The sequence below is a fragment of the Legionella dresdenensis genome, assembly GCF_042649825.1.
GTDB classification, from domain to species: Bacteria; Pseudomonadota; Gammaproteobacteria; order Legionellales; family Legionellaceae; genus Legionella_C; species Legionella_C dresdenensis.
Window position 1 is genome coordinate 1 of record NZ_JBHSAB010000004.1, and the last position, 25,937, is coordinate 25,937.

The following is a 25,937-nucleotide window of genomic DNA, read 5'->3' on the forward strand; positions in this document are numbered from 1 at the left end:
AATCCGCACTTTATTTCCATCCCAAAGGATAAAAAAGAGGCACTTTACTCGCAAATGCTTGCTCTTATCGTTTCCAATAAAGTCGGAAAGCGGCCTGGACGGGTCGAACCCCGGGCTGTCCGCAAGAAAACTCAATCTTTCCCTACCCTAAAAAATCATAGAGTCATCGAGAAAGAAAAAATTTTGGCTCAAAGAGCCAAATCAATGGTTAATAATCAAGCAGCTTAAGGCAGCGCCATTGGGCTTTACAGCCCAACCTACGTTAGTTTTATTAAAGCGTAGGTTGGGCTGTGAAGCCCAACACTCATACTCCTACTTTCGGACAATCAAATTATTCTGCACTGCTTTAACGCCATCAACTTTACCGGCCACCAGTTCAGCCGTATCACTCTGGCGAATGGTTTTTACATAACCGGTTAATCGTACTGTGCCCTCTTGCGCTTCAACCTGAATTGGAACACCTGCCAGCAATGCGTTGCCTGCCAGTTCCTGTTGAACGGAAGCAGTCAGTTCGGCATCTGAGCGGCCAAACACATTGAATTGCGACATGGATGGCGCGATTGTCTGGCAACCGGTTGATAATGCAGTTAAACAAACCAGAACAGACAGAAATAAATAGTTTTTCATGTATGATATTCCTCTGTACATCAGGGCATGCCCTCAAATTATTAGTGATAGTAACCATAGCATAAATTGCTCACAGTTCATACCGAAGTTTAATCTTTGCAATTATTGCCGTAAAAGTTATAATTGACATGACTCGTCACAATTTTTTTGCAGATAAATTTCAAGGAGCTGTTAGATGCTTATTTCGCGTGAACCCGCGCCTGAAAAGAAAACTCAGTTTCGTATTCGGATGAATGAAAGCGTATACGACGAAATTACCGCTTATTGTGAGTGGGCAGGCATCAGATACCGCGATTTTTTTATTGAACACGCATGCCGTTATATTTTTAGTAATGACGAAGAATGGAAAGCGCATAAAGCTAGCAAAAGAGATGTAGAAGAATAGCTGTAATGTTGGGTCAAACGACCCAACCTACTATTCCTGGCGCTTCATTGCATCGAAGAACTCAGCATTGGTCTTATGGTTTTTCATGCGCTCTATCAGGAACTCAATAGCATCGCACTCATCCATAGATTGCAGAATCTTACGCAGAATCCAGGTGCGCTGTAACTCTTCTGGCGACAACAGCAGATCTTCACGGCGGGTACCAGAACGGTTAATGTTGATCGCCGGGAATACGCGGCGTTCAGCAATATTACGGCTCAAGTGGATTTCCATATTACCGGTTCCCTTGAATTCTTCGTAAATTACTTCGTCCATCTTGGAACCTGTATCAACCAGCGCTGTAGCGATAATAGTCAAGCTACCGCCTTCTTCAATATTCCGGGCAGCTCCGTACAAACGCTTGGGCCGCTGTAAGGCATTGGCGTCAACACCTCCGGTTAACACTTTACCGGAAGAAGGAACAACTGTGTTATAAGCACGGGCCAATCGAGTAATCGAATCAAGCAGAACAACGACATCGCGCTTGTGCTCCACTAATCGTTTAGCTTTTTCAATGACCATTTCAGCCACTTGCACATGGCGATGAGCAGGCTCATCAAACGTACTTGCAACGACTTCGCCTTTCACCGAGCGTTGCATTTCGGTTACTTCTTCAGGGCGTTCGTCAATCAGTAATACGATCAAATGACACTCAGGATAGCTCTTGGCAATTGAGTGAGCAATATTCTGCAGCATTAATGTTTTACCGGCTTTTGGCGGAGAAACAATAAGACCACGCTGACCACGGCCGAATGGTGCGCAAAGATCGACAACCCGGGCAGTAATATCTTCTGTACTGCCGTTGCCCTGCTCCATGATAAAGCGCTCGGAAGCAAATAATGGCGTAAGGTTTTCAAATAATATCTTACGTTTGGCGCTATCAGGGCTGTCAAAATTGATTTGATCCACTTTTAATAATGCAAAGTAGCGTTCATTATCTTTAGGCGGGCGAATCTTACCGTATATGGTGTCGCCAGTACGCAAGCCGAAACGGCGTATTTGACTGGGAGATACGTAAGTATCGTCGGGTCCTGGCTCATAAGAATCGCCTTCTGAACGTAAGAAACCAAAACCATCTGGCAGTACTTCCAGGACACCGCCGCCAAAGATATCTTCGCCTTTGCTGGCATGGACTTTCAAAATGCCAAACAGTAAATCTTGCTTACGTTTACTGGCAGTGTTTTCAACGCCAGTTTCCTGAGCGATATTAACAAGATCGGCAATAGGTAATTGCTTGAGTTCTCTAAGATCCATACTTCTCACTTGATGTATTGGTTAACGAATGGAATTTCCGGGGTAAATAATTAAGGACGTTCATTTGTGTGAACCCTTAGCAGCCTAACACAGCTTTTTTTATAAAGCCAGCTTTTTTAATAACAATTCGCTTTGTGCTGGCCAATTTTTGTAGGTTGGATCGTTTTGACCCAACAAGTTTTTTTATCAAGCACTCCAAACCTGAAAACTGATTGAAAATTGTTAATGTTGGGTCAACGACCCAACCTACTCTTTGCACAGAACAATTTTTTTAACTTAGCTATGGCTTTCAACAAACGCGCTCAGTTGCGATTTGGACAACAGCCCCATTTTAATCGCTTCAACCTGGCCGTTTTTGAATAAAATCAGTGTAGGAATACTCATCACGCCATATTCTGAAGGTGTTTTAGGATTATCATCAATGTTAATTTTGGCAAATACCATGTTTTCGCCGTGGCTCGCTGCAATTTCTTCAAAAATTGGCGTCAACGCACGGCAAGGACCGCACCATTCAGCCCAAAAATCAACAAGCACAGGCTTGGACGATTTCAACACATCCTGGGGAAAACTGGCATCTGTTACGTTTAAAATATGCTCACTCATAGCAAAACCTCTGTTAAATTGGTTATCTCATTATAGATCACCGCACACGGCTTGCAATACACTTAATGCGGTTATTGCTGCAGTTTCCGTGCGTAAGACCCGTGGCCCCAGGCTTAACGGTTGAAAACCTGCTGTAAAAAGCTGTGCGATTTCATTACTGCTTAATCCGCCCTCAGGGCCGATAATCAGGCCAATGGAGCATTCTGCGAACTGGTAGGTGCGCCAGTTTTTCTGAGCTTCGGGGTAAAGAACAAAATTTAAATCGGCGTGTGGTTGTGCCAGAAACTGGCTGAATGAAATCATGGGGTTAACCACTGGCACAACATTGCGTCCGGATTGTTCGCAGGCAGCGACAGCGATAGCCTGCCATTGCTGACATTTTTTCTGACTGCGCTCCTGATCCAGTTTCACCGCACAATGCTCAGTAATCACGGGCGTAATGCTGGAAACGCCTAATTCAACCGCTTTTTGAACAACCATTTCCATGCGGTCGCCTTTTGAGACTGCCTGCGTCAGATGAATAATCCGCCCGGACTCACGATTCACAAGCCGTCGGCTATCTATTTTTATTAATACTTTTTTCTTGTGAATTTCGATAATCGTTGCCTGATATTCGTAATTATCACCGTTGAACAACGTCAGCGGCTCGCCTTCCCACATACGCAAAACAACGCCGACATGCTGTCCAGCCTCTGGCGTTAACTGAATTGTCTGCTCTGCCTGATAATCGCCAGGTTGAAAAATACGAATCGTACGCACGTGATTTAAACTCTTGCTAGGAAAATGACGAGAGATTAATTTTCTCTGTATTATTATGCAATCATTTTCTGGTTTTTATCTTTGCAGTAAGTCTATCTGCTTAAAGCTTTTTGCAAACCCTCAGATGCCAGGGATGGCATCTGGGAGCGTCAGGATGACTTCATGCGTGTTTGCAAAAAGCTTTAAGCAGATGGACTTACTCCCATTGAACTCTATTTACCCAATGCGTAAACTCTGCTTTAATTTGCGCCTGGCGAGGATAAATCCTCAATAACCTTCTGGAGACAAACACATTATGAGCGATACCCGAATTGAAACCGACAGCATGGGCGAAATCGCTGTCGATAATAGCCGCTACTGGGGCGCGCAAACTGAACGCTCGCTGCATCATTTTAATATAGGCAAAGATATTATGCCGCGTGAAGTCACCCATGCCTTCGGTATCCTGAAAAAAGCAGCCGCGCTGACTAATCTCGAACTGGGTAAACTGCCAAAAGACAAAGCCGATTTAATCGTTGCCGCCGCTGATGAAGTCATTGCCGGCAAACTGGATGATCATTTCCCGCTTCATGTCTGGCAAACCGGCAGCGGCACACAATCCAATATGAATGCCAATGAAGTGATTTCCAACCGTGCGATTGCAATGGCCGGCGGGCAATTAGGCAGTAAAACACCGATTCACCCGAATGATCACGTCAATATGTCGCAATCATCAAACGATACCTTCCCAACCGCCATGCACATTGCAGCAGCACTGGCTTTCCATAACAAGCTCATTCCGACAGTACGCAGCCTGCGTGATGCACTGGCGGCAAAAATGACAGCGTTTAAAGACATCGTGAAAATTGGCCGCACCCACCTGCAAGATGCTGTGCCTTTGACCCTTGGCCAGGAGTTTTCGGGCTATGTTGCCCAGCTTGATGCCTGTATTAAGCGCATGGAAGAAGTAATGCCCGAGCTTTACGAATTGGCGGCCGGCGGAACAGCTGTTGGTACCGGCTTGAATACTCACCCGCAATTTGCGGAAAAAGCAGCGGCGCATGTTGCCAAAATCACCAAATTACCTTTTGTATCTGCGCCTAACAAATTCGCCGCTCTCGCTTCACACGAAGCCCTGGTGATGGCTCACGGCACGATGAAAACATTAGCCTGCGCACTGATGAAAATTGCTAATGACGTTCGCTGGCTTGGTTCAGGCCCACGTTGCGGTATCGGTGAATTGATCCTGCCTGAAAATGAGCCTGGCTCATCAATTATGCCTGGTAAAGTCAATCCGACCCAGTGTGAAGCGATGACTATGGTTTGCGCTCAGGTATTGGGAAATGATACAACTGTTGGCATCGCAGACAGTCAAGGTAATTTTGAGCTGAATGTATTTAAACCGGTTATTATTTTTAATGTTATGCATTCGCTTAATTTATTGGCGGATACCTGCCATTCCTTCCAGGAATTCTGTGTTGAAGGCTTACAGGCCAACCAGCCTGTAATTGATTATTACCTGCACCATTCTTTAATGCTGGTTACAGCCTTAAATCAGCACATAGGCTATGACAAGGCAGCCAAAATCGCAAAAACAGCTCATCATGAAAATACGTCATTGCGTGAAGCCGCAATTAAACTCGGCTTTCTGACTGGCGAGCAATTTGATCAATACGTTAAACCGGAAAAAATGGTTCATCCTGAATAAAGAAGCATACAGCCCGGCTAGCGCTCACTGCCGTTAAGTTAAGAAGATTGTCATCCCCGCGAAGGCGGGGATCCATCCATCAAACAAGGTAAAGAGTCAACTTGAGAGATGGATTCCCGCCTTCGCGGGAATGACAGAATACTTAAATTAATGGCAGTAGGTAGCGCTAACGCGCGATCCGGGTTGCCTCCGTTTCCTGCAGCTCTTTCAGAAGGGTGCACACCCCTGCCGCATTATTAGTAAATAACCAGGGCAAACCGCGGTTTAATTCACGATACAAACTATATCTGGAGTCGATAAAGCCTAGCCCTGTTTTCTGATCAGCGCCGCGTAAACGATTCAAGGTTTTATTGGTAAACAACAAATAATGCCCCAGCACACCGCCATACCCCTTATCAACGCTGAGACTGCAAAACTGCTTAACATTCATATGCTCGGCAACCAATAGCAGCGCTTGCCGAGGAAATTGGCTAAGCCCGGCAAATACCGCTTCATCGAGGGTTAACAAGTGATAATCCTGGCAAGGAGTCAAGGTCTGCAGCACAGCCATTAATGCCGGTTCACTATGAAAGGGCGCCTTCAGCTCGATAAACAAATGCATCCGCTTGCCATAGCGCTCCACTACTTCGCTTAAACTGGGAATTTTTGGCGCCAGCTTGCGCACTTGAGCAAAGGTCAGATCATTAATGGCTTGCGGCTGATGCCATAATCTTTCCAGAGTGGGATCATGATTAACCACCAGAACCTGATCCACAGTGGCATGAACATCAAATTCAATGCCCCAACATCCCAAATCAAGCGCTTTTGCAAATGCCGCGTCAGTATTTTCAACCAAATCGACATCATGGGCGCCACGATGCGCAATCAGGCAAACATTCTCGGTGGCCGAAGCTGCAGGACGAGGGCGCGGCATACAGGCAAAGTAAGCATTTACGCTTTTTTCAATAAAATTAATAATGTTCATCAAAATTTTTCTTGTCTACTTAATGTACAGTTAATGTTTTTTTTATATAATAGGTCAAGTGAATCAAATCGTGAGACTGATTATGCCAACCAAATCCAAGCTTCTTGAAGAATATAAAGCTTTTAATGTGCTGTCCATAGAGGCTAAAAATAACCAGCTCTCACAACTCGCCATATTACCTGAACTGACCACAGCTCGGGATTTTCACGATAAGTATATCAATGCTTGCCGCGATTGGATAATCACTGCCAGGAAACAGCTTGATACTGATATGAAAATCCTTGAAAAAAAGCTGGTACAACCCCAATCTTTAACGATTTCCGAAGAAAAAAGGCTAAAACAAGAAAATGAACTGCTTCGTACGCAGAATGGCATACTTACTCAATTTCTAACCTTGGTCGAAGTTGTTCTTCCTCTATTAGAAAAGGGAAAAACTATTGCTATGGCCAATGCCGCAGCTAATGCCGCTTTACAGAAGCGCCCTGAATCTATCTATGATTCCTTGAAGAGCACACCGGATATAGAGGCATTGCTTGAAGTCATCCAAACCCAGGCCCAGCTCGCCCAAACTGAAAGCGAAGAATTTGAAACCAAAAAGAGCAGATTAAATAATCCATCGCTGGATAACTTAAAACGTTATATTTCTTTTTTAGAGCAACAACAAGCGATTTTAGCTGCCGCCATAAAACAAAAAGAATCTGCACTTACAAAATTGCAACTGGCAGAACAAGCCGCTCTGGGCGCCAAGCCTGTAAAACAGCAGGCTCAACCAAAAAAATCAGCAACTCTCAAAAAGAAAAGGCCCAATATTGCTGTAATTGTGCCAGCTAATTCATCGGCAGAAGCCAATCCCGGACAATTGCCTGCTCAATCAGAAGCAAGGAACAAACAATTGCATACAACGGCTCAGAATTTAGTGCCCTTCAAACCGGAACAATTTGAAAAAATCCCTTATATTGCGGTCTGGTTGCAAAAATTTGCAAAAGAAAAAGAAAAGTTACGCCAAAATCTGCAAAATAAAGGTTATCCCGGAGAAAATATTTACCTACGGCAAAATATATTGCTACAAGAGTTTATAGACCAGTTCACGCCGCTTCAACAAACGATTGATGCAATTAACGAACGTGGTAAGCTAATAAAGACGCTTAAGGAACTCAAGCGACAGACTTTTAGTGCAGTTGAGCTGGATCAGGAAGCTAAAAAGCTGGCGCAACAACGTGATGATGCGTTGCATTCAATAAGTAAAGCAAATGAATTGACTTTTTCTCCTCCCGAGCCGCCACTATTGAACCGTTCAGAACTGCATCAATTTCAGCAGGTTATTGTTGCCCAATGTTCGATTATAAGCAACGCGGTAAAACAAATCGAAGACATTTCGAAACAGCTTACCCGCATTGAAGAACTGTTTTATCCTAAAGAAATCAAATCGCCAGTATTATCTGACTTGTTACGCAACGCTCGCGAGCTGTATGCCGAAGCCGCACAAATAGTAAACAATTGTAAAGTGGAATATAAACGCGCCGCCAATACTGAAGCAGCCGTCCGTATCGAACTCCAGCCCTCGTTAATAAAAGCCGAGTTGCAAGCATTAACTGCATTAATAAATAACCCTGGCCAGAATTCGGCTGCTCAAATTTGTGCCATGGCTCAGGTGCATTTGCAAAAAATCACCGCGATAAAAGAAGTCATTAATAACGATAAAAAAATATTGCAGACAAACGAGAAGATCCTGCTCGCTAATGACAAAGAGGCAAGGGATATCGCTGATAAAATCAAAGGAATGACAGAAAAACTCTCCGAACAGCTGGCAGCTAATAGCATAAATCAACATCTCCTGGCTGATTACCAGAAAAGATTTGAAACTCTGAATGAGCGTGCGGCTCAATTGGAGCTTGATGTCACATTATCTCATACGGCAGAAGAATCCAGCGATTTAATTGCCCAAATGCGCACCCTGGATACTAAATTGTCCGCATTACAAATCCGTATTAATGATGTTTTGGAAATCAGGAAACTTGATCTTCAACTGAGTGATTTACATAATACCATCAAACCGCTTTACCGGCGTTTAAGTACAACTCATAATTTATGCAATCTCAATGCGATTGAAACGGCTAACCCGGATGTGGCAGCCCAGATCAGGAAAGTACTGGATGATAATAAAGGCAGCTTCAAGGTCGCTTACACTTCCGATTCATTTATTGTAGAGCGCCAACGCGCGCAATTAACCAGTGAAAACCATACACAACTGGCGCCAGACATGCTCACTCAACGTAAACAGTTTGTCGAGCAATTAACCGAAATAAAGAAGCAATGTCAGTTGTTAACTGCACAAACTATACAAATAATTGAGCAGCATCAACAAAATCTGCTTTCTGCTTCAACGGGGGAAGCAGACTATACGCCAGAGATGTTAAAGGCAGATATTGCGTATTGCCGTAGCCGTTTACCGTTGCTTTCGGCATTAGATACCCATGCAATTAGCGAAGGAAACTTTAACAAACTGACTGATGCCGCGCTGTTCAAATTTGAGGACATAGAGGACAAACGGGCTTTTCGTAATTCACTGTTTGATTTATTAAAGATTAATACATCCGGCAATATGCCGGCCGGACAAATCCGGGAATTAAAAGCGCTTATAGAGGCGTCTGAACAAAAACTCCGGCAGGATACGCCTGAATTACTACTCGATAGAGAGAATAAATATTCCTTTCAATATAATGGTGAAAGCTATAACATTACTGATATGGTTCACACTATTGGCAAACCACAGCTGGTTCAGCCAATATTGACAGCAGTCAAGGAATACGTTGAAAGCCATCTGGCGCTTACTTCGGGCTTCAAGGCTGGGGCTAATCAGCAAACCAATTATTTCCGGGCTTTTAACACGCTGCAACAGAACCGTGAACTGATTGAAGACTATATCGCCAACTTTAAACACCATCGCGAATGCATCGAAAAAGCACGTCTGGCCAGTGAGGAACAGGAACGTAAGAGACTTGAGAATGAAGAGCAGGAGCGCCAAAAATTAGCAGTTCGTCAACAACAACTAAGGGAGGCAGCCCCTCCTCATAAGGTGGATCAGCAATATATGGACAGGATTAAGCAACACACAACAAAAGCCAAGCAGAATCTGGCGATATTAAACAAAATTTGCAACGACTTAATAGCTGAAAAAGAGCGCTTGTTTCATAACAACCGCCGTGACAGCCGTATACAGATTGTTAAGGATCTTTATAGTGTATTCCATGCAAAACAACAAGCTTTTCAAATGGTAATCGACAGGCTGAATTTCTTGCAGGCGAATCCGTCAAGGATTACCGCTGTAATCATTGACGGAGTACGGAATGATAACGCAAATAACCGTAAACAACTTATAACTCTATTAAGAGATGAGCTCAAACGGGAAAACATAGAAAAATTAACTCTTGAGTCAGGCTGGTTCATCAACCTGATTAATAAATTCCTCCGATTTTTCAACGACAGTCAACGTGAACTAAGCTTTTTTGCCACTAAATCCGAACAAAATGTTTATCGTATCCGTGATACAGCTATTCAAGAGTTAAGTCCTCAAACCAGGCATACTGAGGCTGATTACGAGGACATTAAGGATGGCCATGAACTGACTCCGTGGGAAAAGGCATTCTTTTAGGCATAAAATGCAAATAATGATTGACACAGGGCAATTTATTGAGTAACTTACCCCCCTATGCCGAGGTGGTGGAATTGGTAGACACGCTAGCTTCAGGTGCTAGTGGGGGTAACCCCGTGGAGGTTCGAGTCCTCTTCTCGGTACCATAGTTTGGAATATATAAGGTTTTATAGCCTTTATTTAGCACTCCATACTTTGTTATTTTCTTTTAAGATCCCGATAAAAATTTTCATGGACTCCGAGAGCCATTAAAATCCTGTTTTCAGAATCCCATTCATAAGCCAAAAGCATTTGCTGGTGGTTAATCTTAAATTTATAAACATAAACACCAGACAAGTCACCCTTCTTTTCTTCTCCTATGCCGGGATCTTTGACTATTGCATGAATAGCTTCATTCACAACAAGTTTATGGGTGCTTGCCAATTTTTTGTATGCTTTTTTAAAAGCTGGCATTTGCCTTATTTGAATCTCACTCACTTTTGCCTTCAAAATAAAATGGTTCAGCTAATGATTTATCTTGTAGTTTAGAAAGAAGCACATCTCTTATAAATTCAATAGGCAAATCAGGATTATCTAAAGCGCATTTCCCTAATTTAGCCCAATACTCTATTTGGTTGGGAATAGAGCGAAATTCAGCTGATGCAACTTTCTTCGCGTCATTATAAATTGATTCATTAATTCTAATTGGAATACCCATTTAAACCACCATTGTAATATTATGCAACCATTGTTTTAATATGCTACATTTGTAGTTTAGCATATTTTAAACAATATGCAATATTAGTCACTCCCACGTCATCCCGAGCGCAGCGAGGGATCTCCCTTCAGAGGCAGAATCTTTAGCATAACGATCGATATATCCCAATAACGGGGGTTGTGAATAGTGAACAGCGACAATCTGGGCAGGATAACAAAACATGCTTCGTAGTCTTTCATGGGGGCTATTTGATCATAATCACATAATTTTTCAAGCGCTTTTTACATTAATTTAGTACGTGCCGTTTGTTGGAGATCCCTCGCTGCACTCGGGATGACGGGGGAGTTACTTAATGAAAGTACTGTATTTTCTCTCACCGACTTACCAAAAGTCTCTTTTATTGTAAAAGCTGAAATAAGGGTTGCAATGATAGAAAATATGATCAGGATAATGAAAACTTTTTGAGTATTTTCTATTTGTACGGGATAAGACAGCATACTTCCCATTAGAGGTGCGTTAATTGAAATAATTATCGCGATCATTGCATTGTTAAACGCTAATCCTATAGCAAGCAAATTCTTTTTACACTGTTCTGCTATCGCTGCAAACCCAATACTCTGCCCACTGGCACTTAAGCCCAGGCATAAAAAGCATAGACCTATCAGGAATTTGCCAACTGGAAAATATATAATTCCTGATAAGGCCAGTAAAGAGATTAAAGCTGTTGTAAGCATTACTGGTTTTCTGCGCTGTATTTTGTCAGAGACAAAGCCAAGCAAAGGGCAACCTAAGGCATAACCCAACCAGGCTAATGTTATCATATAAGAAGAAAATGCGGGAGAAAACCCTTTTTTTATTAGAAATTCAACCCCTATATTTTCTGAAAAATATTCAATAGCAAAGTAAATACAACTCGAATAAAGTGCAATGTACCATACTTGTTTTTGGCTTAATAGTGTAAGTAGATTTTCTGATAACTTACTATGTCTGGCAAGTATAATAAATTTCTCTTGAGTATTACGATTGTTTTCAACAAATACCAATGTCAATGCAGCAATGATAAAGCCAATAATAGCCATGCTGAGGAATATACTCCGCCATCCAATCATAGCGTTTTGGGACAATGAGGTTAATGGGCCTGCAGCCAGCATCGGCCCCAAGGTACCAATAAATTGAGAAATGCCAATGAATAAAGCTATATTTTTCCTGGGCATCCAGTCATAAACAGCAATTAACAAGCAAATAAATCCAAAAGAAGAGCCTAATCCCATAAGGATTCGAAAGCACATTGCTGCGCTAAAATCATGGGATGAAGCCATGCCCATAGTAGAGCATGCACAAAAAATTAATGCCGTTAATAATGCTTTTTTTAATCCAAAACGAGTAGCAATAATTCCAACAGGAATTTGCATTACTCCATAAATGACCGAATAACCTGTTGTGCTTAACAAAGAAAAAGTCATTGTAGTCAAACGTAAATCACTCATCAACTGTGCCTGAAAAGTGCCTACAACTGTGCGCAATAAAAATTCATACATAAAAAAGAGCGCACAGATAAACCAGACCAATAAACCTTTTAAATTGACTTTATTTTCCAAGCCCATTACTGCACCTCTTTGCTCCAGGCTTCCAAAGCAATTTCAGCTCGATTATTATCAATAAAGGTCGCTACTTTAAAAATAGTTTGCCCTTCATATATCAATGGATTATGGTTTATACCAACGACTATCCCTTCATATCCTGCGTTCACTACTTCGGCCGTATCAGCGCTGAAAGGATCGCTAATTATTCCTATACGTTGCCCTTTTTGAATTTTCTGCCCCAGTTCTACAGTACTTAATAAGACCCCGCTGCGATGAGCACGGATCCAATCCTGATCTTGTGAAAAAACCGGCCTGACTATATTGTTATCATAAGGAGCGGTTGGCTCCAGCATGTTCAAGGCTTCCATCACATTAAAAATACCTGATAGCCCTAAATTTATTCCCGACTCATCGAATCGCATTGCTTCTCCTGCCTGATAGACTAGCAATGGAATTCCTAATTGTTCCGTAGTTTTTCTTAAGTTATTTTGCATACTGACATTTGTTATCACTGGCGCTTTAAAGCTTAGAGCCAAGCGTTTACTTTCGGCATTATCCAGGTCACAGTAAATTTGCGGTAAAATTTCATGATTTATTGAGCCAGTTTGTAATTCAATACCAAAGTCACATTTACTGAGTATTTCTTGCGTAAAAATGTGAGCAATTCGTTCACCGTACGACCCATTTTCTACACCGGGGAAGCAGCGTTCGAGATTCACATCATTATGTGCTCTTGATGAACCGATTAACCCGAGAATATTCAAGACAGGAACCGCAATTAACGTTCCTCGCATCGCGGATAATTTATTGGATTCAAGCAGGCGATTTACAATTTCGAGGCCATTTAGCTCATCGCCTTTAACTGCCGAAAAAATTAACAGGCAAGGTCCCGCCTCTTTACCATGGATGACTTTTATCGGCATATAAAATGAAGTACAGGAATAGAAATCAGGTAAAGGTAGAGCCAGGTTGGCCTGTTCTCCAGGATGAATAGTTGCATTACAAATATGGAGTTTGGAATTTTTCATAAGCTATTTTATTTGATTTGCCCTTCAGTAAAATTTTACATGCTAACAACTTATTGCAGATGTTGCAAAATTCGACAATGATTTAGATCTACTGGATGGCCGCGGACAAGCCGCGGCACGTAGGCGGTAGGTGAAATGTCAACGGCGACAATCAATAACGCCGAAGCCGACATGCTGTTCAACAGCAGCAACTGCACCAGGCCAGGAAGCAATAATCTGTGCATTGCCGCAGGTTATAATGCAAATATAGATGCTCCATTACTGGTGCAAAGTACGGATAATGGCCAAGCGACAATGGTCAAACATGGGGGCTTGCGCCGATCAGCGGGAATCCTGCCGGCTCGCTTGGCAGCACCTATTGCACAGACAATGGCAGCAATGCGGTATGTATTGCGGCCGGTTTTAATTCTGTAACGAATGAACCGCTGCTTATTCAAACAAACGATGGCGGCCTCAGCTGGTCACAACAAACTATAACTGATATACCAGAAGCCGGGGTTTTAACCGGAGTAATTAGTTAATTTTTGCCAAAGCCTGACCAAACTGAATCGGGCAACCGGCTTGTATGTCTGCCAACCAATCAATGCGGCTATTATCGGCAAACATTAAAACGACAGTGGAGCCGAGTTTAAAATAGCCCATTTCCTCGCCCTTGCGTAGAGTTAGGGCTTGCTCACTGTAATCAAAACGGCTGGCCGTTCTGCTGCGGGCCAAATCACCATGCCAGCTTACATTGATGGCGCCCACAATGGTTGCACCAACCAAAACCATGGCCATCAGGCCAACTCTGGTATTGAAAAAAACAACCAGACGTTCATTACGGGCAAACAAATGCGGCACAACCCGCGCCGTTGTCGGCTGCACTGAAAATAACCTGCCAGGGACATAAATCATGCTATGCAGGGTTGCATCAAGCGGCATATGGATGCGGTGGTAATCTTTCGGCGATAAATATAAGGTGGCAAAATGGCCATTGGTAAATGTCTGGCTAACCGCTTTATCACAGGCCAGAAAATCATCTACGCTGTAATAGCGGCCTTTAGCCTGTAATATTTGCCCTTCCCTGATCTGCCCTAATTCGCTGACAACGCCATCTACCGGCGACACAATATCGGCGTCAGCCAGTATTCTTGCATCCGGTTTTAATTGTCGGATAAAAAAATCATTAAAACAGGCATAAGCCGTTGGATCTTCAATTAGCGCTTCATTCATATTCACGCCGTACTGGCCAATAAACCGTTGAATTAAATTGTTTTTTATTGCAGGACTGGTCACATTGGCTAATAACCCGGCAAAGGTGGTTAACGTTTGTTTGGGAATACAATATTGGGGGAGTGTTTTTAAATAGTCAGTGAACATACTTGGAAAAAGACAATGAAATATTGGCGCTTATCATACCTTTAATGCAATGGTTTTGCCAGATTTGTACTTTGTGCCGGACAATTTTTGTAGGTTGGGTCGTTTTGACCCAACGTTTAAAAAAAAGATTGTGCGCTTGGCGCGGCAATTCGGGCTGGCGTTTTTTTAATCGGAGCAATGGAAACAATCGGATTCTTTGCTTTGAATTCTTCAGCAAAGGATTGTGCCGTTGCCAGATAAGCCGAATATTCAGATATGGGAATACCGGTAATCAATTTATAATCTTCGGTTGATTGTTCCTGACTCAGGTTAGCGCAATATTTTCGCTTCATTCTATCCATCAACTTTGCAAATAACAGTTGGCTAAATGTCGATGTTGGTTTGCCCTTTGCAAATAAATCGGCTAATGTCCGCTGGTTATTTTGATTAGTTTTTAGTGCCTCATTGATTTCTTTTGATCGGGAGCCATAAGTCTTTTTTTTATATTCAGCCATAATTTCCACGATTATCTTCCTGAATTCGTCCAGTTTCAGGGAGTCCACATAATTATAAATAGCCTGATGCACCTCTGCCTTTCGATCCTGTTTTTGCACGTCGGCAAAACGCTTCTCCGTTCTGGCATAATTAACCACCTGCTCCACATACAGCTCTGTCTGAAACTTATTCTCTTCTATTGCTTCTTTGACTGACTGCATGGCGGCCGTAACATGTTGTTGTGAATAAAGATAAGCCGGAAGCAACGATATGAATAGACCCGTATATAATGATTTATATTCCTCTTTATCATTCTGGAATATTTGAGCCAAACGCAAATCGTTACTGAGTTCTTTATGAATTTTCAGCAATTTTCCAACATCTTCTTCCAGGTTGCCAGAAGAAAAGAGTCTCATAGCAAAATTACCACGGCTCTTACGAGCCTCCTCCAGGACATAATTATTAAATATCTCTTTATCAAAACTTTTTACCCAATCAAAGAATTGTGGTAGAAAATAACTTATTATCTTGGGATCAGTGTGTTCTCGTCGTTTAAACCCCACAAATGGAAATTTGATTGGCTCTGCCGGCGAGGCTTGTGTGCCAAACTCAGGGGCAGGCGGTTTCATCATTACTGCAAGCTTTCTGGTAATTCCCACAAGCTCTTTAATTTTATCAAGCCATGCTGCCGCTTTTCCGAAGAGCCTGCTAACCTTTTGCATTAGCTCTTCGGCCAAGCGAATGACTTTCGCACAAAAATTGCCATTGTCTTCGACTGTAAGCGTATTATCACCTGCCTGTTTTTTATAATATTCAGAAGTCGCCTGATAAAAGTCTTCCCTGAATTGGTGTATGGCTGCAACGCCTGCATCCCGGGCATTATTTTCAGCAGCAATCTGGCTTGTTTTTTGTGGTGCTTTTGCTGTCCCTTCTTCAGATCGGTAATTTTCAAAAACCTGATAGCTTTGAGTAAAAAAACTTTCCTGCAATAATCCGGCTATCATTTCCGACTTTGGCCGAACCGCATTCAGTCCTTCTGAAAGTTCCTCATCAAGAATTTTTGCTTCAAGCAGAGCGTCTTCAACAAGCTGTGAATGCGCATCGCGCCAGATTTGATGGTAACGCTGTTTAAGTTTTTCACTATTATACTGACCTTCCGGCGAAGCAAAGGCTGACGCAACCGGTATTTTGTCAGAAGGCGTCGCCTGATCCCGAGCGGCCTCCATTTTCTGGTTTCGGCTTGCTGTCCATTGTTCTATTTCCTGAAAGCATTCCGGGTTGGTATGCAAAAACTCATAAAAAGGCGGTACCCGAGCGCCCTTCATATTTTTTACACAACCACGATAATAAATCAGTTTGCTATACAGCTCGTCATAATCATTTTGGAATGTCCTTAGCAGGTGATTAACATACGAGGTTTTAGAATAATTTTTATTGAACTCTGACAGCTCCTGGCTATCAAAATGTTTTCCTTTATTGTTTAACTTCCAGTAATATTCACCAAGCTTCTGACACTTTTCAGGCTCCAGTGACAGATAATCCACTTCCATCTCTTGTTTATCGGTATCAAAATAATCTTTAAGCTGGGCTTTGAGCATTGCAGGATCATAGGTAACCAGGATTTTTAACAGCGCCTTGAAAAATTGCTGCTGGAAAGTAATTTTTTTGCCATCCTCTGTTATGTAAGAGGGGTTGGAGGCTAGCATGCGAAAAGCCTTATAGGCTTGAAAGCGTTTACCGTAATTTGCATTTCCGGGAAACTTGTTGGTCGGCCAATGGGTTCGGTAATAGACGATAGGAAAATTATTAAAATCCTGCTCCTTCAGCGCCATGGTAGCGCCAGTATTTTTAGCGGAAAACAGGAAGCTGACCATAGCGCTAAACAGCCGGCCAAATAACGGAAGCTCGCGTACAGCATGGGCAGGATCATCGGTAGTACGCGGCCCTTTGATGATTTCCTGTTCCGGGTATTTCCGCATATCGCAATCAATGATTCCCTCTAAATCACTATTGCCTGGATGTGCATCATCTTCCTTCATATACCATAATGCAGCGAGCCATTCGGCAACATTATGTTTTAACAGCGTTTTAACCGAAGGATTGACTTTCTCGCGCTCATTCGCATTTTCGGGAGCATTATCAAAATTATACAAAAAAGGTTTGAAATCAGGCAAAGCAATAGAAACCGTACCCTTAATATTGCCGTCGTCATCAAAAACCAGGCGCTCTTCTGCACAGCGATCGCCCAGAAAGGTACGCATATAAACGCTCATAGCAACACAGTTTTTTGCTAATAGCGCGGGATAGGTGGCATCAATCTTTTTATAAAACCCAGTGACAGTCTGTCCACTTGAATCAACAAAAGAAATTTTTTTTACTGGGTGACCAGACTTGTCTACGGCTTCATTTTTTTCAAAAAGTTGACTTTCCCTGAAGGCCTTCCTGGGAATCTCCTTTCTCAGAGCATCCTTGAGCATTGCTCTTTTTCCTTTTTTTATCAGCCAGACTATTCATATTAAGCAGAAATAGCTAAACAGTTCAATAGTTCTACTCTCCAACAGGCAACAAGACCCTGTAGAAAAATGATTGCTCCGGCAATTAAGGGCAGATACAATCGCTGATTATTTTTCTAGCTGTGAATGGAATACAATGAAAGAAAAAGCGAACGCACAAGAGAATAACTTCATATTCAATGGTTTTGATTTCGATTTAACGCTCACCAAAAGGCATACGATAAAAGGGGTAAGCAAAGGCACTAGACCTACGCCCTCTGAAAATACTAAAGAAGGCGTAGAAAAATATATCATCCATGATGATAATCACTTTCTTGCAATTACCACTTTTCATTATAACCCGAAGTATGTTTTGAGCTATTTACTGCCTCTTTTAAAAAAAGAGGATGTGGATTATGAGCTTAAAACTATAAAGACATATCCGAACTTTATACTTACCTCTGTACATTTTTCAGGGCAAATGTATCCAGTCATTATTGCTACTATTACTCCCGCCAAATTGGTCAAAGATTATCAAGAGCACATCAAATCGCTGGACTTGGAGGGCGGTAAAGGCAAAATGCTTAAGAAAATCCTAAAACACTATCCAGAATGTGCTGCCTACCACTATTATGACGATTGCCGAGAAAATCTGATGCAGGTCCGTGCACGGCTTCGCCAATTTAATTATCATTTGGTAGATGCAGAAAATCCTGTTTTTACAACGACTGAATTCGGCAAAGCGCTGCCAATAGAGTACCTCAAAGCCCCTTGCTCCCTGGCGCCAAAAAGCTGCCACTATGCAGCCAGTTCACCGCCCCGGTCACCTAAGTCACAAAAGCTCTATGAAGAAGCGTTATCCGCTGCGGTAACTCCGTAGAGGCAACATCGTAGCCTTGATGCAGCGCAGCGTAATCAAGGTTTTCATTTATTACCAGTCTATCCAGTAATTGCTTTCCTTTAGAGGAAAGCAATTACCCGCTCTGAACTTGCAAGGCATAGGTGCCTGAACGCGCGAGAAAAACCTTGATTACGCTGCGCTGCATCAAGGCTACTCTCTATTTATTCAACAAAGCTCTTCCGGCGCAATAGATAATAAGTCTCTTTCCCGCGAGACTCCCGACATAAAATCAACGCGCAAACTGCAACCAGGCTCACAATACAACCAGGAACCCACAGATAACCACTCGCAGTTCCCTGCGCCGCCAATGGCAATGCCAGGGCGCCTATGCTTGCAGCCAAAGACCAGGTAGTAGATACCCCCTGACAACGGATCTGCACCGGCAATTGTAAATAGAGAAAATAAAACAACGCCGAACACAACAATCCATTAGCCAGCACATAACCTGCCAGTGCACAAAAAACACCAGCGAGATTATGTTGATAAGTAAAATAAAACAGCAACGGAGCCGTTAGCGCAGCGGTTATCATACTACTATGCAACAACCGGCAGGCTTGTTCCGGTTTTGCCAGCCGGGCGATCGCCAGCGCCAGTAATGAGGCGCCAAGCTGGGCCAGCGAACCGGACCAGGAGCACAACTCCTTTGCCATCAGGCGCTGATCAATCGCAAATGATACCCAGAATACATTGCACATATACACGGTCACGCTCACATAAATGCCGACAGCCGCAATATTTAAAAAATTCCATTTATAACGTAACCATTCAATTTTTTGCGGGCTGTGCGTCTGCTGCTGAAACTCAGGCGACTCGCTCAGCTTTTTGCGTAACCGGCACACTAGTAGTGACGCAGCACCGACTACCGCAAAAATAATCCGCCAGAGCTCAGGTTGATTAATACTATGCAAGATTGCCGCAGCCGCGCCGCCAATAAACATACCCAACGCACCGGCTGCCGCTGAAAAACTCCCGGCAAACAGCGGCTTCTCAGGATGATGTTCGACCAGAAACATAGCAGAGGTATTTATTTCGCCCCCTAAGGCCAACCCCTGCATAATCCGAAGCAACAATAATGACCAGGTTGCCCATAAGCCGATTTTATTATATTCAGGCAACAGACATATCCCAAGTGTCGCCAGGCCCATCAACGCAGCTGATGAAACCATGGGCTTACGGCGTCCCAGGCGATCCGCACGCCGGCCAAATAACCAGCCGCCAACCGGTCTTGCAAAATAGCCAGCGGCAAATAGTGCAAAACTCAAAACCAGACTTAATGACGAGGCGGGGAAAAAACGGGCTGAAAAAACTGTTTTTGCCAAATACAGATACAAGCTGAAATCAAGCCATTCCAGAAAAATTAAGGCCAATACCAGACAAAGTGCATATCGTTTCATGCTTGAGCCGCAACCATAAGAGAAGTTAACTCCCGATCCATCACTTTTAACTGGCACGCTGAAACAGGCCTTGAAAAAAATAATAAATCGCCGGTATGCCATTTATGCATGAGATTAGGCGCCTCAGCAACCAGCAGACCAAAGGTTAGCGTAATTGCATTAACGATTGCCCGCAATATTTTACGGATTTCCGGACAACGATCAATCTCAAGCCGGGCAAGCAATGGGCGTTCTGCCGCTTTTATCGCTTTGACTAAAGCATCTTCGCTGTGCGGGTTTAAAGCGGCATTATATAGCAACTTAATCATTGCCCTACGATATTCTGGCTCCGCCTCATGGATAGACTCAAGCTTACCAGCCGCATTTTTTCTTATTAATCGGGTTTTAATCGCCGTACAGCCTTTTTCAAGGCGCTCAACCGCTTTATAAAAAAAACTGCCTTTAGCATCAGGCGCTAATAGCAGGGCAGTAATATCATTATCCGCTATCCCCAGCCCGCGAATCATATTAATTAATTCAATCCGTTTTTTCAGTTGCCGAAACTGTTTATAGCCGGCCAGCTCACTGGCTCTCTTTTTGTCAATATCACGTGTTACCAGACTTTGCCAGGCAAAAGCAGCCAGAGTCTGTTTGTCCACTGCCAGGCTCAGCCGGCTGATATATTGCAGCGTGTTTGATAAATCAGCGCTTATTTCAGCGCTCAGACCCGGTATTTGTTGATAATAAGCCTGGAGCTGTTGCGGCTCTCGGATAATTGCGGTAATGGCTGTATGCACTTTGATTTGATCGGGATTAAATTGCATATTTCTGCAAGTCGAGGCGGCTTTTTCAACTGCAATCAGATAATTATACAACCAGTTTTTTATTTGGAGGCTGCTTTTAATCTCCTGCTCATTCAAGTGAATAACCAGATCAGCCTGATGAGTGATGGCTGTTTCACATGCTTCAAAATTTTTTTTGTTAACCACGCAGTCAAGCAACAAAGGCAACATATGGTTAAAATAACGCTGGAATGCAGGTTTGGCAGCAACAGGAAGCTTTAGAATATGCTCAATTAATTGACAAAAATAGGGTGGCAAATTCAGATAATCCGCCGGCAAGTCATTACTAAGCAAATATTCAAGCACGGTTATATAAGAAGAATCCGTTAAACGCTTAGTATCAAGCGTCAGACTTCCGCCAAGCCAACGGCTCTTAATAAAAGGCACCATTTGCAGATTTTCCCAAACCTTATTGAATAAATGGTATAACCCACATTGATCAAGTTTTACGGTTAAACTGGCTAACTCATACCCTGGCAGCTCATCAGAAACATTCGCCAATTGATGCATAAGCCGATGATAAAGCTTACTGTCTTCATCAAGGCACTCCAGGATTTGCTCAGGCATACAGGAGGCTTTGAACTGCTGGAGATATTGTAAAGCGCTATTATTGAAAAAAAGCTCGGGCTGCAGGCGAAATTTTTCCAGCAACTGATCATTAGGCTTATAGGAACGACCTCTTGCTATAGTTTGTTCTAATAATCCTATGTTATTGGCCTGCAGGTTAATTTTACTGTTCACAAAAATTGTCTGTAAAAACCCGCTCAGGCCCTCATTTTCAATTGCATTGGCCAGCTCGCTCTGCTGCAAATCGTTTATAATTTTGACTTCACTGGCATAATCCTGAGCAATAAAAGGCGACAGATTGACTGAGCTGATTAAATAAAATTGGCGGGAGCTATAAGGGCCATTGCCATTTTTAATCACGGCAATGACCCATTCGTGGGGATTATCCTGACGGTAACTGATACTCAATCCACTCAAAACATTATTGCGATCCACATAAGCCGCGCGGATCCTGGTAACCTGAGTCGAGGCATTTTCCTGTTCTTCATCCTGCCGGCATAAGGGCATATAGTCTTTGCCAACCAATAACAACAAATTAGCGGCATCCATATTGCCCTGTAAATAATTTTCATAGGTAGTATGTTCGGGATCCAGCCAGGTATCATAGAAATATTGCCATTCTCGGGCCGTACCAAAAAAAGGGGTTCGGCTAATGTCGCGCACCACATCGTCGCGGGTTGTCGGGTTACTGCTATTATCAGCCGCTAACCAGGGCGCGTTAAAAAAACGTGAAAAATACTCTGGGTCACCGTGTACTGAATAAAACATGTTAATTCGCATCAGAGGGGTTATAAGGCTCTCATAATATAACGATTCACTGCCCTTATTGTCATCCCTGCCTTCGCGGGGATGACAATTTTCTTAGGCAGTGAGCCGATTGCTACATGCCAGGAGCTAAACTACAGGCGTTCACGGGCTCCACCGGATCTGGCTCAAACTCATACCGGTAATCAAAATGCGCTTTCACGACGTCTGGAACACGCTCAGTAAAAAGGCTACCCTGCATCCAGCCGATTTCTTCAAAAAACTTTCTTTCTGGCGATTGGCCAGCTAAGGCCATAGAAAGTTTTTCCTTCAAATTAGCATAATTTTTAATCCATGGCTTACCTTTTTGCTCAGCATGAGCCGCCTTTAAAACCTGTGGCGCTTTATCTGTAAATTTTGCCCAGAAAAAAAGGTGGGATTCAATCCAGCCCAATGCAGTGAAAGCTTCACGGCTTCGATTATTAGCATCAAATGCATGTTTAATAATTTCTCCCAGCGATTTCATATTTTTGATAAACGTCCTGGGAGTAAAAAAACGGAAAGTTTGTGTAGCCAGCTCAAACAAACTGGTATGCGTTGTTCTAACTTGAGTGAAAAGCGTGAGCGTTACAGAGTCATAATTTGCTTTAAATTGCTGGAAAGCACTATCTTCAGCTTTTTTAAGGCCCTTATTATACTCCTCTATATTGTAACCAGGATCAGTTAACTTTTTCGGCAGTTTGTTCAGGTTACCCCAGTTATAGCTGAATTTGGAAAAACTGCTGTTCGGATCTACCGTTCGTGTTACAAGCGTTAAATCTTTATAGCGCAATTCGTAAACACAGTCAGCAGAACGCACACATTCCAAAAGCGTGCCTCGAGTTTTTAGAGCGATCCCCAAGCCGCCGGCGGACTCATTGTCAGTATGAGGTATAACACCCCTCACATATAAAATGTTAACAAGCTTATCAAAATCATTCTTGTCTATGTCAAGATGCTTTGGGTCTTCACTATTTGGGATTATAAAATTGAGTTTTAGAGCCATAACATTCCCGTTCTGCTTTAAATGGGATCAATTATAACCAATATCGAACAGAAGAGCAATATTAAAAGCAGTTGAAATCAGGGGTTATCTTTGGAACTATTTAACCGGACATAAAGCGTTTTCTTGACCACTGCGACAACTTCCTGCTTTTCATCATAAATGGTAATATCAAAGACCGGATAAATTTTCTGCTTTTCGGCAACCTCCAGCCTTATTGCCTCAATCTGATCTTCTGATAATCTGAACTCAGCATAAACCCGGCTTTTTCCGGGGCGGACATAGTCGATTTCCCCCTGCTTATCCCAGACCACATAACCTGGCCCAAGGCGTTGCAACACCATAATAAATAAAAAGGGATCGGTCATGGAGTAAAGGCTGCCGCCGTACTGAACACGCATATAATTTTTGTTATACCAGCGAAAAGCCAAAGACACTTTGGCATAACTGAAATCAGGGCTGATAGTAATAACTTTAATGCCCGCCCCCCAGAATGGAGGCCAGAGATTAAATATCCATTTTAATAAGCGGGCTGATAATTTCATAAGTGTTATTCTTCCTGAACAGTTACCTCAAGTGCAGTCACATTCTGCAAGCCGCGCGGCAAGCGATTACCTCTCCGCCCGCGCTCGCCACGATAATGGCCAAGATCAGCGGGCTTTAGAGTATAATGACGTTTACCGGCATACACCGTTAGCATGTCATTAGCGCCAAGCAATTGCACATCAATCACAAACTCTTCCCGTTGCTGCGCTTTTGCCGAGGGAACATTAATCAATTTATTCCCTTTACCTTTTGTCAATACCGGCAACTCCTGAGCCGGAAATACCAGCAAGCGGCCAATGTTGGTGACACAGGCAATTAATCGGCTTTCTTTATCTTTGGCAATCCGGGGCGATAAAATCCGGCTATTAGGCGGCAGCTTGACACAGGCCTTGCCGTTTTTATTTTTCACATACAACTCGCCTAAACGGGTCAGGAAGCCATAACCGGCATCACTGGCCAACAATACCCAATCGTCAGTTTCGCCGCCAATCACGGCTTCAAAAGTCGCGCCGTCAGCCGGATTCAATCTGCCGGTTAAAGGCTCGCCCTGACCGCGCGCTGACGGTAAAGCGTGTCCAGGCAAATTATACACTTTGCCTTCACTGTCAAAAAACACCACTTGCTGATTGCTGCGCGCGTTAGCCTGCGTTTTAAATTCATCACCCGCTTTATAACTTAATTCGCGGCCATTCATGTCGTGGCCTTTTGCAGCCCGTACCCAGCCTTTTTGCGATAATACGACTGTTATCGGCTCGTTAGGTAAAATATCCTCTTCCTTCAGCGCTTGTGATTCGCTGCGTTCAATCAATGGAGAACAGCGCGCATCACCGAATTTGTCACGATCAGCAATAATTTCTTCTTTAACCAGTTTCTTTAATCGTGCCTCACTGGATAAGATCAACTGTAAGTGATCGCGTTCAGCGCTTAAGCCATCCAACTCGCCGCGCAGCTTGATTTCTTCCAGTTTGGCTAAATGACGCAATTTCATTTCCAGAATGGCATCGGCCTGAATCTCAGTCAGATTAAAGCGCGCAATCAGGCCTTGTTTGGGGTGTTCATGTTCGCGGATAATTGCAATGACTTCGTCAATATTGAGATAAGCGATAATCAGGCCTTCCAGGATATGGATACGCTCAAGCACTTTCTCAAGCCGATGGTTTAAGCGGCGCGTTACCGTAGCCAGACGGTAAGTCAGCCATTCTTTCAGCAACGTCAGCAGGTTTTTCACTCGCGGCTTGCCATCAAGCCCGATCATATTAAAATTAACCCGGTAACTGCGTTCTAACTCGGTTGTAGCAAACAAATGCGACATTAAGCCTTCAGCATCTACCCGATTCGAGCGCGGAACGATGACCAGCCGGGTAGGGTGTTCATGATCCGATTCATCACGCAAATCCTCCACCATAGGCAGCTTTTTTTGCTGCATCTGGGCAGCAATCTGCTCAATGATTTTTGCTCCGGAAACCTGATAAGGTAGCGCAGTGATCACAATCTGATGCTGTTCGATTTTATAAACAGCCCGCATTTTGATGGAACCGGTACCGGTGTGATAAACATTACGGATTTGGGCAGCAGGAGTAATAATTTCAGCGTTAGTCGGAAAATCTGGCGCTTTGATATGCTGGCAAAGATCATCAACGGTTGCATCGGGATGCTCAAGCAAATGCACGCAGGCATTAGCGACTTCCATTAAATTATGCGGCAGAATATCCGCTGACATGCCAACCGCAATCCCGGTCGCCCCATTAAGTAAAACATTAGGCAAGCGGGCAGGCAGCAGGGAGGGTTCCTGTAAGGTGCCGTCAAAGTTATCAACCCAGTCTACCGTACCTTGTTGCAGCTCAGACAGCAATAAATCAGCATAAGCGGACAGACGCGCTTCGGTATACCGCATAGCGGCAAATGATTTCGGATCATCAGGCGAACCCCAGTTACCTTGCCCATCAACAAAAGGATAGCGGTAAGAAAACGGTTGCGCCATTAAAACCATGGCTTCATAACAGGCCGAATCGCCATGGGGATGAAATTTACCCAGCACATCCCCGACGGTCCGGGCAGATTTCTTATGCTTTGCCGTGGCTTTAAGTCCGAGCTCTGACATGGCATAAATAATTCGCCGCTGTACCGGTTTCAACCCATCGGCAACGTGGGGTAAAGCCCGGTCAAGAATGACATACATTGAATAATCAAGATAAGCTTTTTCAGTAAATTCTGTTAGCGGTTTCTGCTCGATAGTGTCTGTTATTACCATAGTATTCACGCGTACAGGTCAGGTTGCTGCTAAACAAATGAGTTTAACATGTAAGTTTACCTGGCGCC

General features: G+C 43.3%; 21 protein-coding genes, 1 tRNA gene and 1 pseudogene. 7 read left to right on the forward strand and 16 right to left on the reverse strand.

Features of this window, described 5'->3' with window-relative positions; translation table 11 throughout:
• A pseudogene (locus tag ACFORL_RS03675) lies at positions 1 to 228 on the forward strand (hypothetical protein); the annotation flags it as partial.
• An 84-nt stretch (positions 229 to 312) separates the two neighbouring features.
• Here ACFORL_RS03675 and ACFORL_RS03680 read toward each other — a convergent pair.
• Positions 313 to 627, reverse strand: coding sequence for a BON domain-containing protein (locus ACFORL_RS03680; RefSeq protein ID WP_382341224.1), 315 nt, complete (start codon positions 625 to 627; stop codon positions 313 to 315).
• Positions 628 to 802: 175 nt separating this feature from the next.
• Between ACFORL_RS03680 and ACFORL_RS03685 the strand changes: the two genes are divergently transcribed.
• Complete coding sequence (locus ACFORL_RS03685; RefSeq protein ID WP_382341226.1) at positions 803 to 1,012, forward strand: hypothetical protein; 210 nt, start codon at positions 803 to 805, stop codon at positions 1,010 to 1,012.
• A 30-nt stretch (positions 1,013 to 1,042) separates the two neighbouring features.
• On the opposite strand, the gene rho is transcribed toward ACFORL_RS03685, so the two are convergent.
• The 3 genes from rho to ACFORL_RS03700 form a co-directional block, all read right to left on the reverse strand.
• Complete coding sequence (rho, locus tag ACFORL_RS03690) at positions 1,043 to 2,305, reverse strand: transcription termination factor Rho (protein ID WP_382341227.1); 1,263 nt, start codon at positions 2,303 to 2,305, stop codon at positions 1,043 to 1,045.
• Between the two features lie 276 nt (positions 2,306 to 2,581).
• Positions 2,582 to 2,908 (reverse strand): thioredoxin, encoded by a 327-nt coding sequence (gene trxA, locus ACFORL_RS03695; RefSeq protein ID WP_382341228.1) that lies wholly within the window; start codon positions 2,906 to 2,908, stop codon positions 2,582 to 2,584.
• 30 nt (positions 2,909 to 2,938) lie between these two features.
• The gene (locus ACFORL_RS03700; protein WP_382341229.1) at positions 2,939 to 3,667 is read right to left on the reverse strand and encodes a 16S rRNA (uracil(1498)-N(3))-methyltransferase; all 729 of its coding nucleotides are present in this window, start codon (positions 3,665 to 3,667) and stop codon (positions 2,939 to 2,941) included.
• 295 nt (positions 3,668 to 3,962) lie between these two features.
• Between ACFORL_RS03700 and fumC the strand changes: the two genes are divergently transcribed.
• The gene (fumC, locus tag ACFORL_RS03705; protein ID WP_382341230.1) at positions 3,963 to 5,354 is read left to right on the forward strand and encodes a class II fumarate hydratase; all 1,392 of its coding nucleotides are present in this window, start codon (positions 3,963 to 3,965) and stop codon (positions 5,352 to 5,354) included.
• A 166-nt stretch (positions 5,355 to 5,520) separates the two neighbouring features.
• Here the strand turns inward: fumC and ACFORL_RS03710 are convergent, their stop codons facing one another.
• Entirely contained in the window at positions 5,521 to 6,318 is a 798-nt protein-coding gene (locus ACFORL_RS03710; protein WP_382341231.1) for a glycerophosphodiester phosphodiesterase, read from the reverse strand.
• Between the two features lie 82 nt (positions 6,319 to 6,400).
• Here ACFORL_RS03710 and ACFORL_RS03715 point away from each other — a divergent pair, with 82 nt between their 5' ends.
• Both ACFORL_RS03715 and ACFORL_RS03720 read left to right on the forward strand, forming a co-directional pair.
• The gene (locus ACFORL_RS03715) at positions 6,401 to 9,970 is read left to right on the forward strand and encodes a hypothetical protein (protein WP_382341233.1); all 3,570 of its coding nucleotides are present in this window, start codon (positions 6,401 to 6,403) and stop codon (positions 9,968 to 9,970) included.
• Positions 9,971 to 10,029: 59 nt separating this feature from the next.
• A tRNA-Leu gene (locus tag ACFORL_RS03720) sits at positions 10,030 to 10,116 on the forward strand.
• Between the two features lie 52 nt (positions 10,117 to 10,168).
• On the opposite strand, the gene ACFORL_RS03725 is transcribed toward ACFORL_RS03720, so the two are convergent.
• The 4 genes from ACFORL_RS03725 to ACFORL_RS03740 all read right to left on the reverse strand — a co-directional run bounded on the left by ACFORL_RS03725 (position 10,169) and on the right by ACFORL_RS03740 (position 13,278).
• Entirely contained in the window at positions 10,169 to 10,447 is a 279-nt protein-coding gene (locus tag ACFORL_RS03725) for a type II toxin-antitoxin system RelE/ParE family toxin (protein WP_382341235.1), read from the reverse strand.
• A complete protein-coding gene (locus ACFORL_RS03730) occupies positions 10,440 to 10,667 on the reverse strand; it encodes a TA system antitoxin ParD family protein (protein ID WP_382341236.1) in 228 nt (75 codons plus the stop codon). The genes ACFORL_RS03725 and ACFORL_RS03730 overlap by 8 nt, the downstream gene beginning before the upstream one ends.
• A gap of 281 nt (positions 10,668 to 10,948) precedes the next feature.
• Entirely contained in the window at positions 10,949 to 12,271 is a 1,323-nt protein-coding gene (locus ACFORL_RS03735) for an MFS transporter (protein WP_382341238.1), read from the reverse strand.
• A complete protein-coding gene (locus ACFORL_RS03740) occupies positions 12,271 to 13,278 on the reverse strand; it encodes a succinylglutamate desuccinylase/aspartoacylase family protein (RefSeq protein WP_382341240.1) in 1,008 nt (335 codons plus the stop codon). Before ACFORL_RS03740 ends, ACFORL_RS03735 begins: the two co-directional genes overlap by 1 nt.
• A gap of 135 nt (positions 13,279 to 13,413) precedes the next feature.
• On the opposite strand from ACFORL_RS03740, the gene ACFORL_RS03745 reads away from it, so the two are divergent.
• On the forward strand, positions 13,414 to 13,692 hold the full coding sequence (locus ACFORL_RS03745; RefSeq protein ID WP_382341241.1) for a hypothetical protein: 279 nt from the start codon (positions 13,414 to 13,416) through the stop codon (positions 13,690 to 13,692).
• A gap of 99 nt (positions 13,693 to 13,791) precedes the next feature.
• Here ACFORL_RS03745 and asd read toward each other — a convergent pair whose 3' ends face one another.
• Both asd and ACFORL_RS03755 read right to left on the reverse strand, forming a co-directional pair.
• Positions 13,792 to 14,637 (reverse strand): archaetidylserine decarboxylase, encoded by an 846-nt coding sequence (asd, locus tag ACFORL_RS03750; RefSeq protein WP_382341243.1) that lies wholly within the window; start codon positions 14,635 to 14,637, stop codon positions 13,792 to 13,794.
• Positions 14,638 to 14,753: 116 nt separating this feature from the next.
• Entirely contained in the window at positions 14,754 to 17,588 is a 2,835-nt protein-coding gene (locus tag ACFORL_RS03755) for a hypothetical protein (protein ID WP_382341245.1), read from the reverse strand.
• A gap of 172 nt (positions 17,589 to 17,760) precedes the next feature.
• Between ACFORL_RS03755 and ACFORL_RS03760 the strand changes: the two genes are divergently transcribed.
• Positions 17,761 to 18,483, forward strand: coding sequence for a hypothetical protein (locus ACFORL_RS03760; protein ID WP_382341247.1), 723 nt, complete (start codon positions 17,761 to 17,763; stop codon positions 18,481 to 18,483).
• Positions 18,484 to 18,665: 182 nt separating this feature from the next.
• On the opposite strand, the gene ACFORL_RS03765 is transcribed toward ACFORL_RS03760, so the two are convergent.
• From ACFORL_RS03765 to parC, 5 genes are all read right to left on the reverse strand, one after another.
• On the reverse strand, positions 18,666 to 19,898 hold the full coding sequence (locus ACFORL_RS03765) for an MFS transporter (RefSeq protein WP_382341248.1): 1,233 nt from the start codon (positions 19,896 to 19,898) through the stop codon (positions 18,666 to 18,668).
• Positions 19,895 to 22,054: a hypothetical protein gene (locus tag ACFORL_RS03770; RefSeq protein ID WP_382341250.1), complete on the reverse strand. Its 2,160-nt coding sequence runs from the start codon at positions 22,052 to 22,054 to the stop codon at positions 19,895 to 19,897. Before ACFORL_RS03770 ends, ACFORL_RS03765 begins: the two co-directional genes overlap by 4 nt.
• Before the next feature lie 112 nt (positions 22,055 to 22,166).
• Positions 22,167 to 23,075, reverse strand: coding sequence for a hypothetical protein (locus ACFORL_RS03775; RefSeq protein WP_382341252.1), 909 nt, complete (start codon positions 23,073 to 23,075; stop codon positions 22,167 to 22,169).
• 77 nt (positions 23,076 to 23,152) lie between these two features.
• On the reverse strand, positions 23,153 to 23,617 hold the full coding sequence (locus tag ACFORL_RS03780) for a DUF4442 domain-containing protein (protein WP_382341254.1): 465 nt from the start codon (positions 23,615 to 23,617) through the stop codon (positions 23,153 to 23,155).
• Between the two features lie 5 nt (positions 23,618 to 23,622).
• Complete coding sequence (gene parC, locus ACFORL_RS03785; RefSeq protein WP_382341256.1) at positions 23,623 to 25,869, reverse strand: DNA topoisomerase IV subunit A; 2,247 nt, start codon at positions 25,867 to 25,869, stop codon at positions 23,623 to 23,625.
• Positions 25,870 to 25,937: the final 68 nt, after the last annotated feature.

Excerpts from the sequence above, each read along its gene's own strand:
- ACFORL_RS03680 (WP_382341224.1), bottom strand. The coding sequence starts at position 627 with ATGAAAAACTATTTATTTCTGTCTGTTCTGGTTTGTTTAACTGCATTA.
- ACFORL_RS03685 (WP_382341226.1), top strand. The coding sequence starts at position 803 with ATGCTTATTTCGCGTGAACCCGCGCCTGAAAAGAAAACTCAGTTTCGT.
- rho (WP_382341227.1), bottom strand. The coding sequence starts at position 2,305 with ATGGATCTTAGAGAACTCAAGCAATTACCTATTGCCGATCTTGTTAAT.
- trxA (WP_382341228.1), bottom strand. The coding sequence starts at position 2,908 with ATGAGTGAGCATATTTTAAACGTAACAGATGCCAGTTTTCCCCAGGAT.
- fumC (WP_382341230.1), top strand. The coding sequence starts at position 3,963 with ATGAGCGATACCCGAATTGAAACCGACAGCATGGGCGAAATCGCTGTC.
- ACFORL_RS03710 (WP_382341231.1), bottom strand. The coding sequence starts at position 6,318 with ATGAACATTATTAATTTTATTGAAAAAAGCGTAAATGCTTACTTTGCC.
- ACFORL_RS03715 (WP_382341233.1), top strand. The coding sequence starts at position 6,401 with ATGCCAACCAAATCCAAGCTTCTTGAAGAATATAAAGCTTTTAATGTG.
- ACFORL_RS03730 (WP_382341236.1), bottom strand. The coding sequence starts at position 10,667 with ATGGGTATTCCAATTAGAATTAATGAATCAATTTATAATGACGCGAAG.
- ACFORL_RS03735 (WP_382341238.1), bottom strand. The coding sequence starts at position 12,271 with ATGGGCTTGGAAAATAAAGTCAATTTAAAAGGTTTATTGGTCTGGTTT.
- ACFORL_RS03740 (WP_382341240.1), bottom strand. The coding sequence starts at position 13,278 with ATGAAAAATTCCAAACTCCATATTTGTAATGCAACTATTCATCCTGGA.
- ACFORL_RS03745 (WP_382341241.1), top strand. The coding sequence starts at position 13,414 with ATGTCAACGGCGACAATCAATAACGCCGAAGCCGACATGCTGTTCAAC.
- asd (WP_382341243.1), bottom strand. The coding sequence starts at position 14,637 with ATGTTCACTGACTATTTAAAAACACTCCCCCAATATTGTATTCCCAAA.
- ACFORL_RS03755 (WP_382341245.1), bottom strand. The coding sequence starts at position 17,588 with ATGCTCAAGGATGCTCTGAGAAAGGAGATTCCCAGGAAGGCCTTCAGG.
- ACFORL_RS03760 (WP_382341247.1), top strand. The coding sequence starts at position 17,761 with ATGAAAGAAAAAGCGAACGCACAAGAGAATAACTTCATATTCAATGGT.
- ACFORL_RS03765 (WP_382341248.1), bottom strand. The coding sequence starts at position 19,898 with ATGAAACGATATGCACTTTGTCTGGTATTGGCCTTAATTTTTCTGGAA.
- ACFORL_RS03770 (WP_382341250.1), bottom strand. The coding sequence starts at position 22,054 with ATGTTTTATTCAGTACACGGTGACCCAGAGTATTTTTCACGTTTTTTT.
- ACFORL_RS03775 (WP_382341252.1), bottom strand. The coding sequence starts at position 23,075 with ATGGCTCTAAAACTCAATTTTATAATCCCAAATAGTGAAGACCCAAAG.
- ACFORL_RS03780 (WP_382341254.1), bottom strand. The coding sequence starts at position 23,617 with ATGAAATTATCAGCCCGCTTATTAAAATGGATATTTAATCTCTGGCCT.
- parC (WP_382341256.1), bottom strand. The coding sequence starts at position 25,869 with ATGGTAATAACAGACACTATCGAGCAGAAACCGCTAACAGAATTTACT.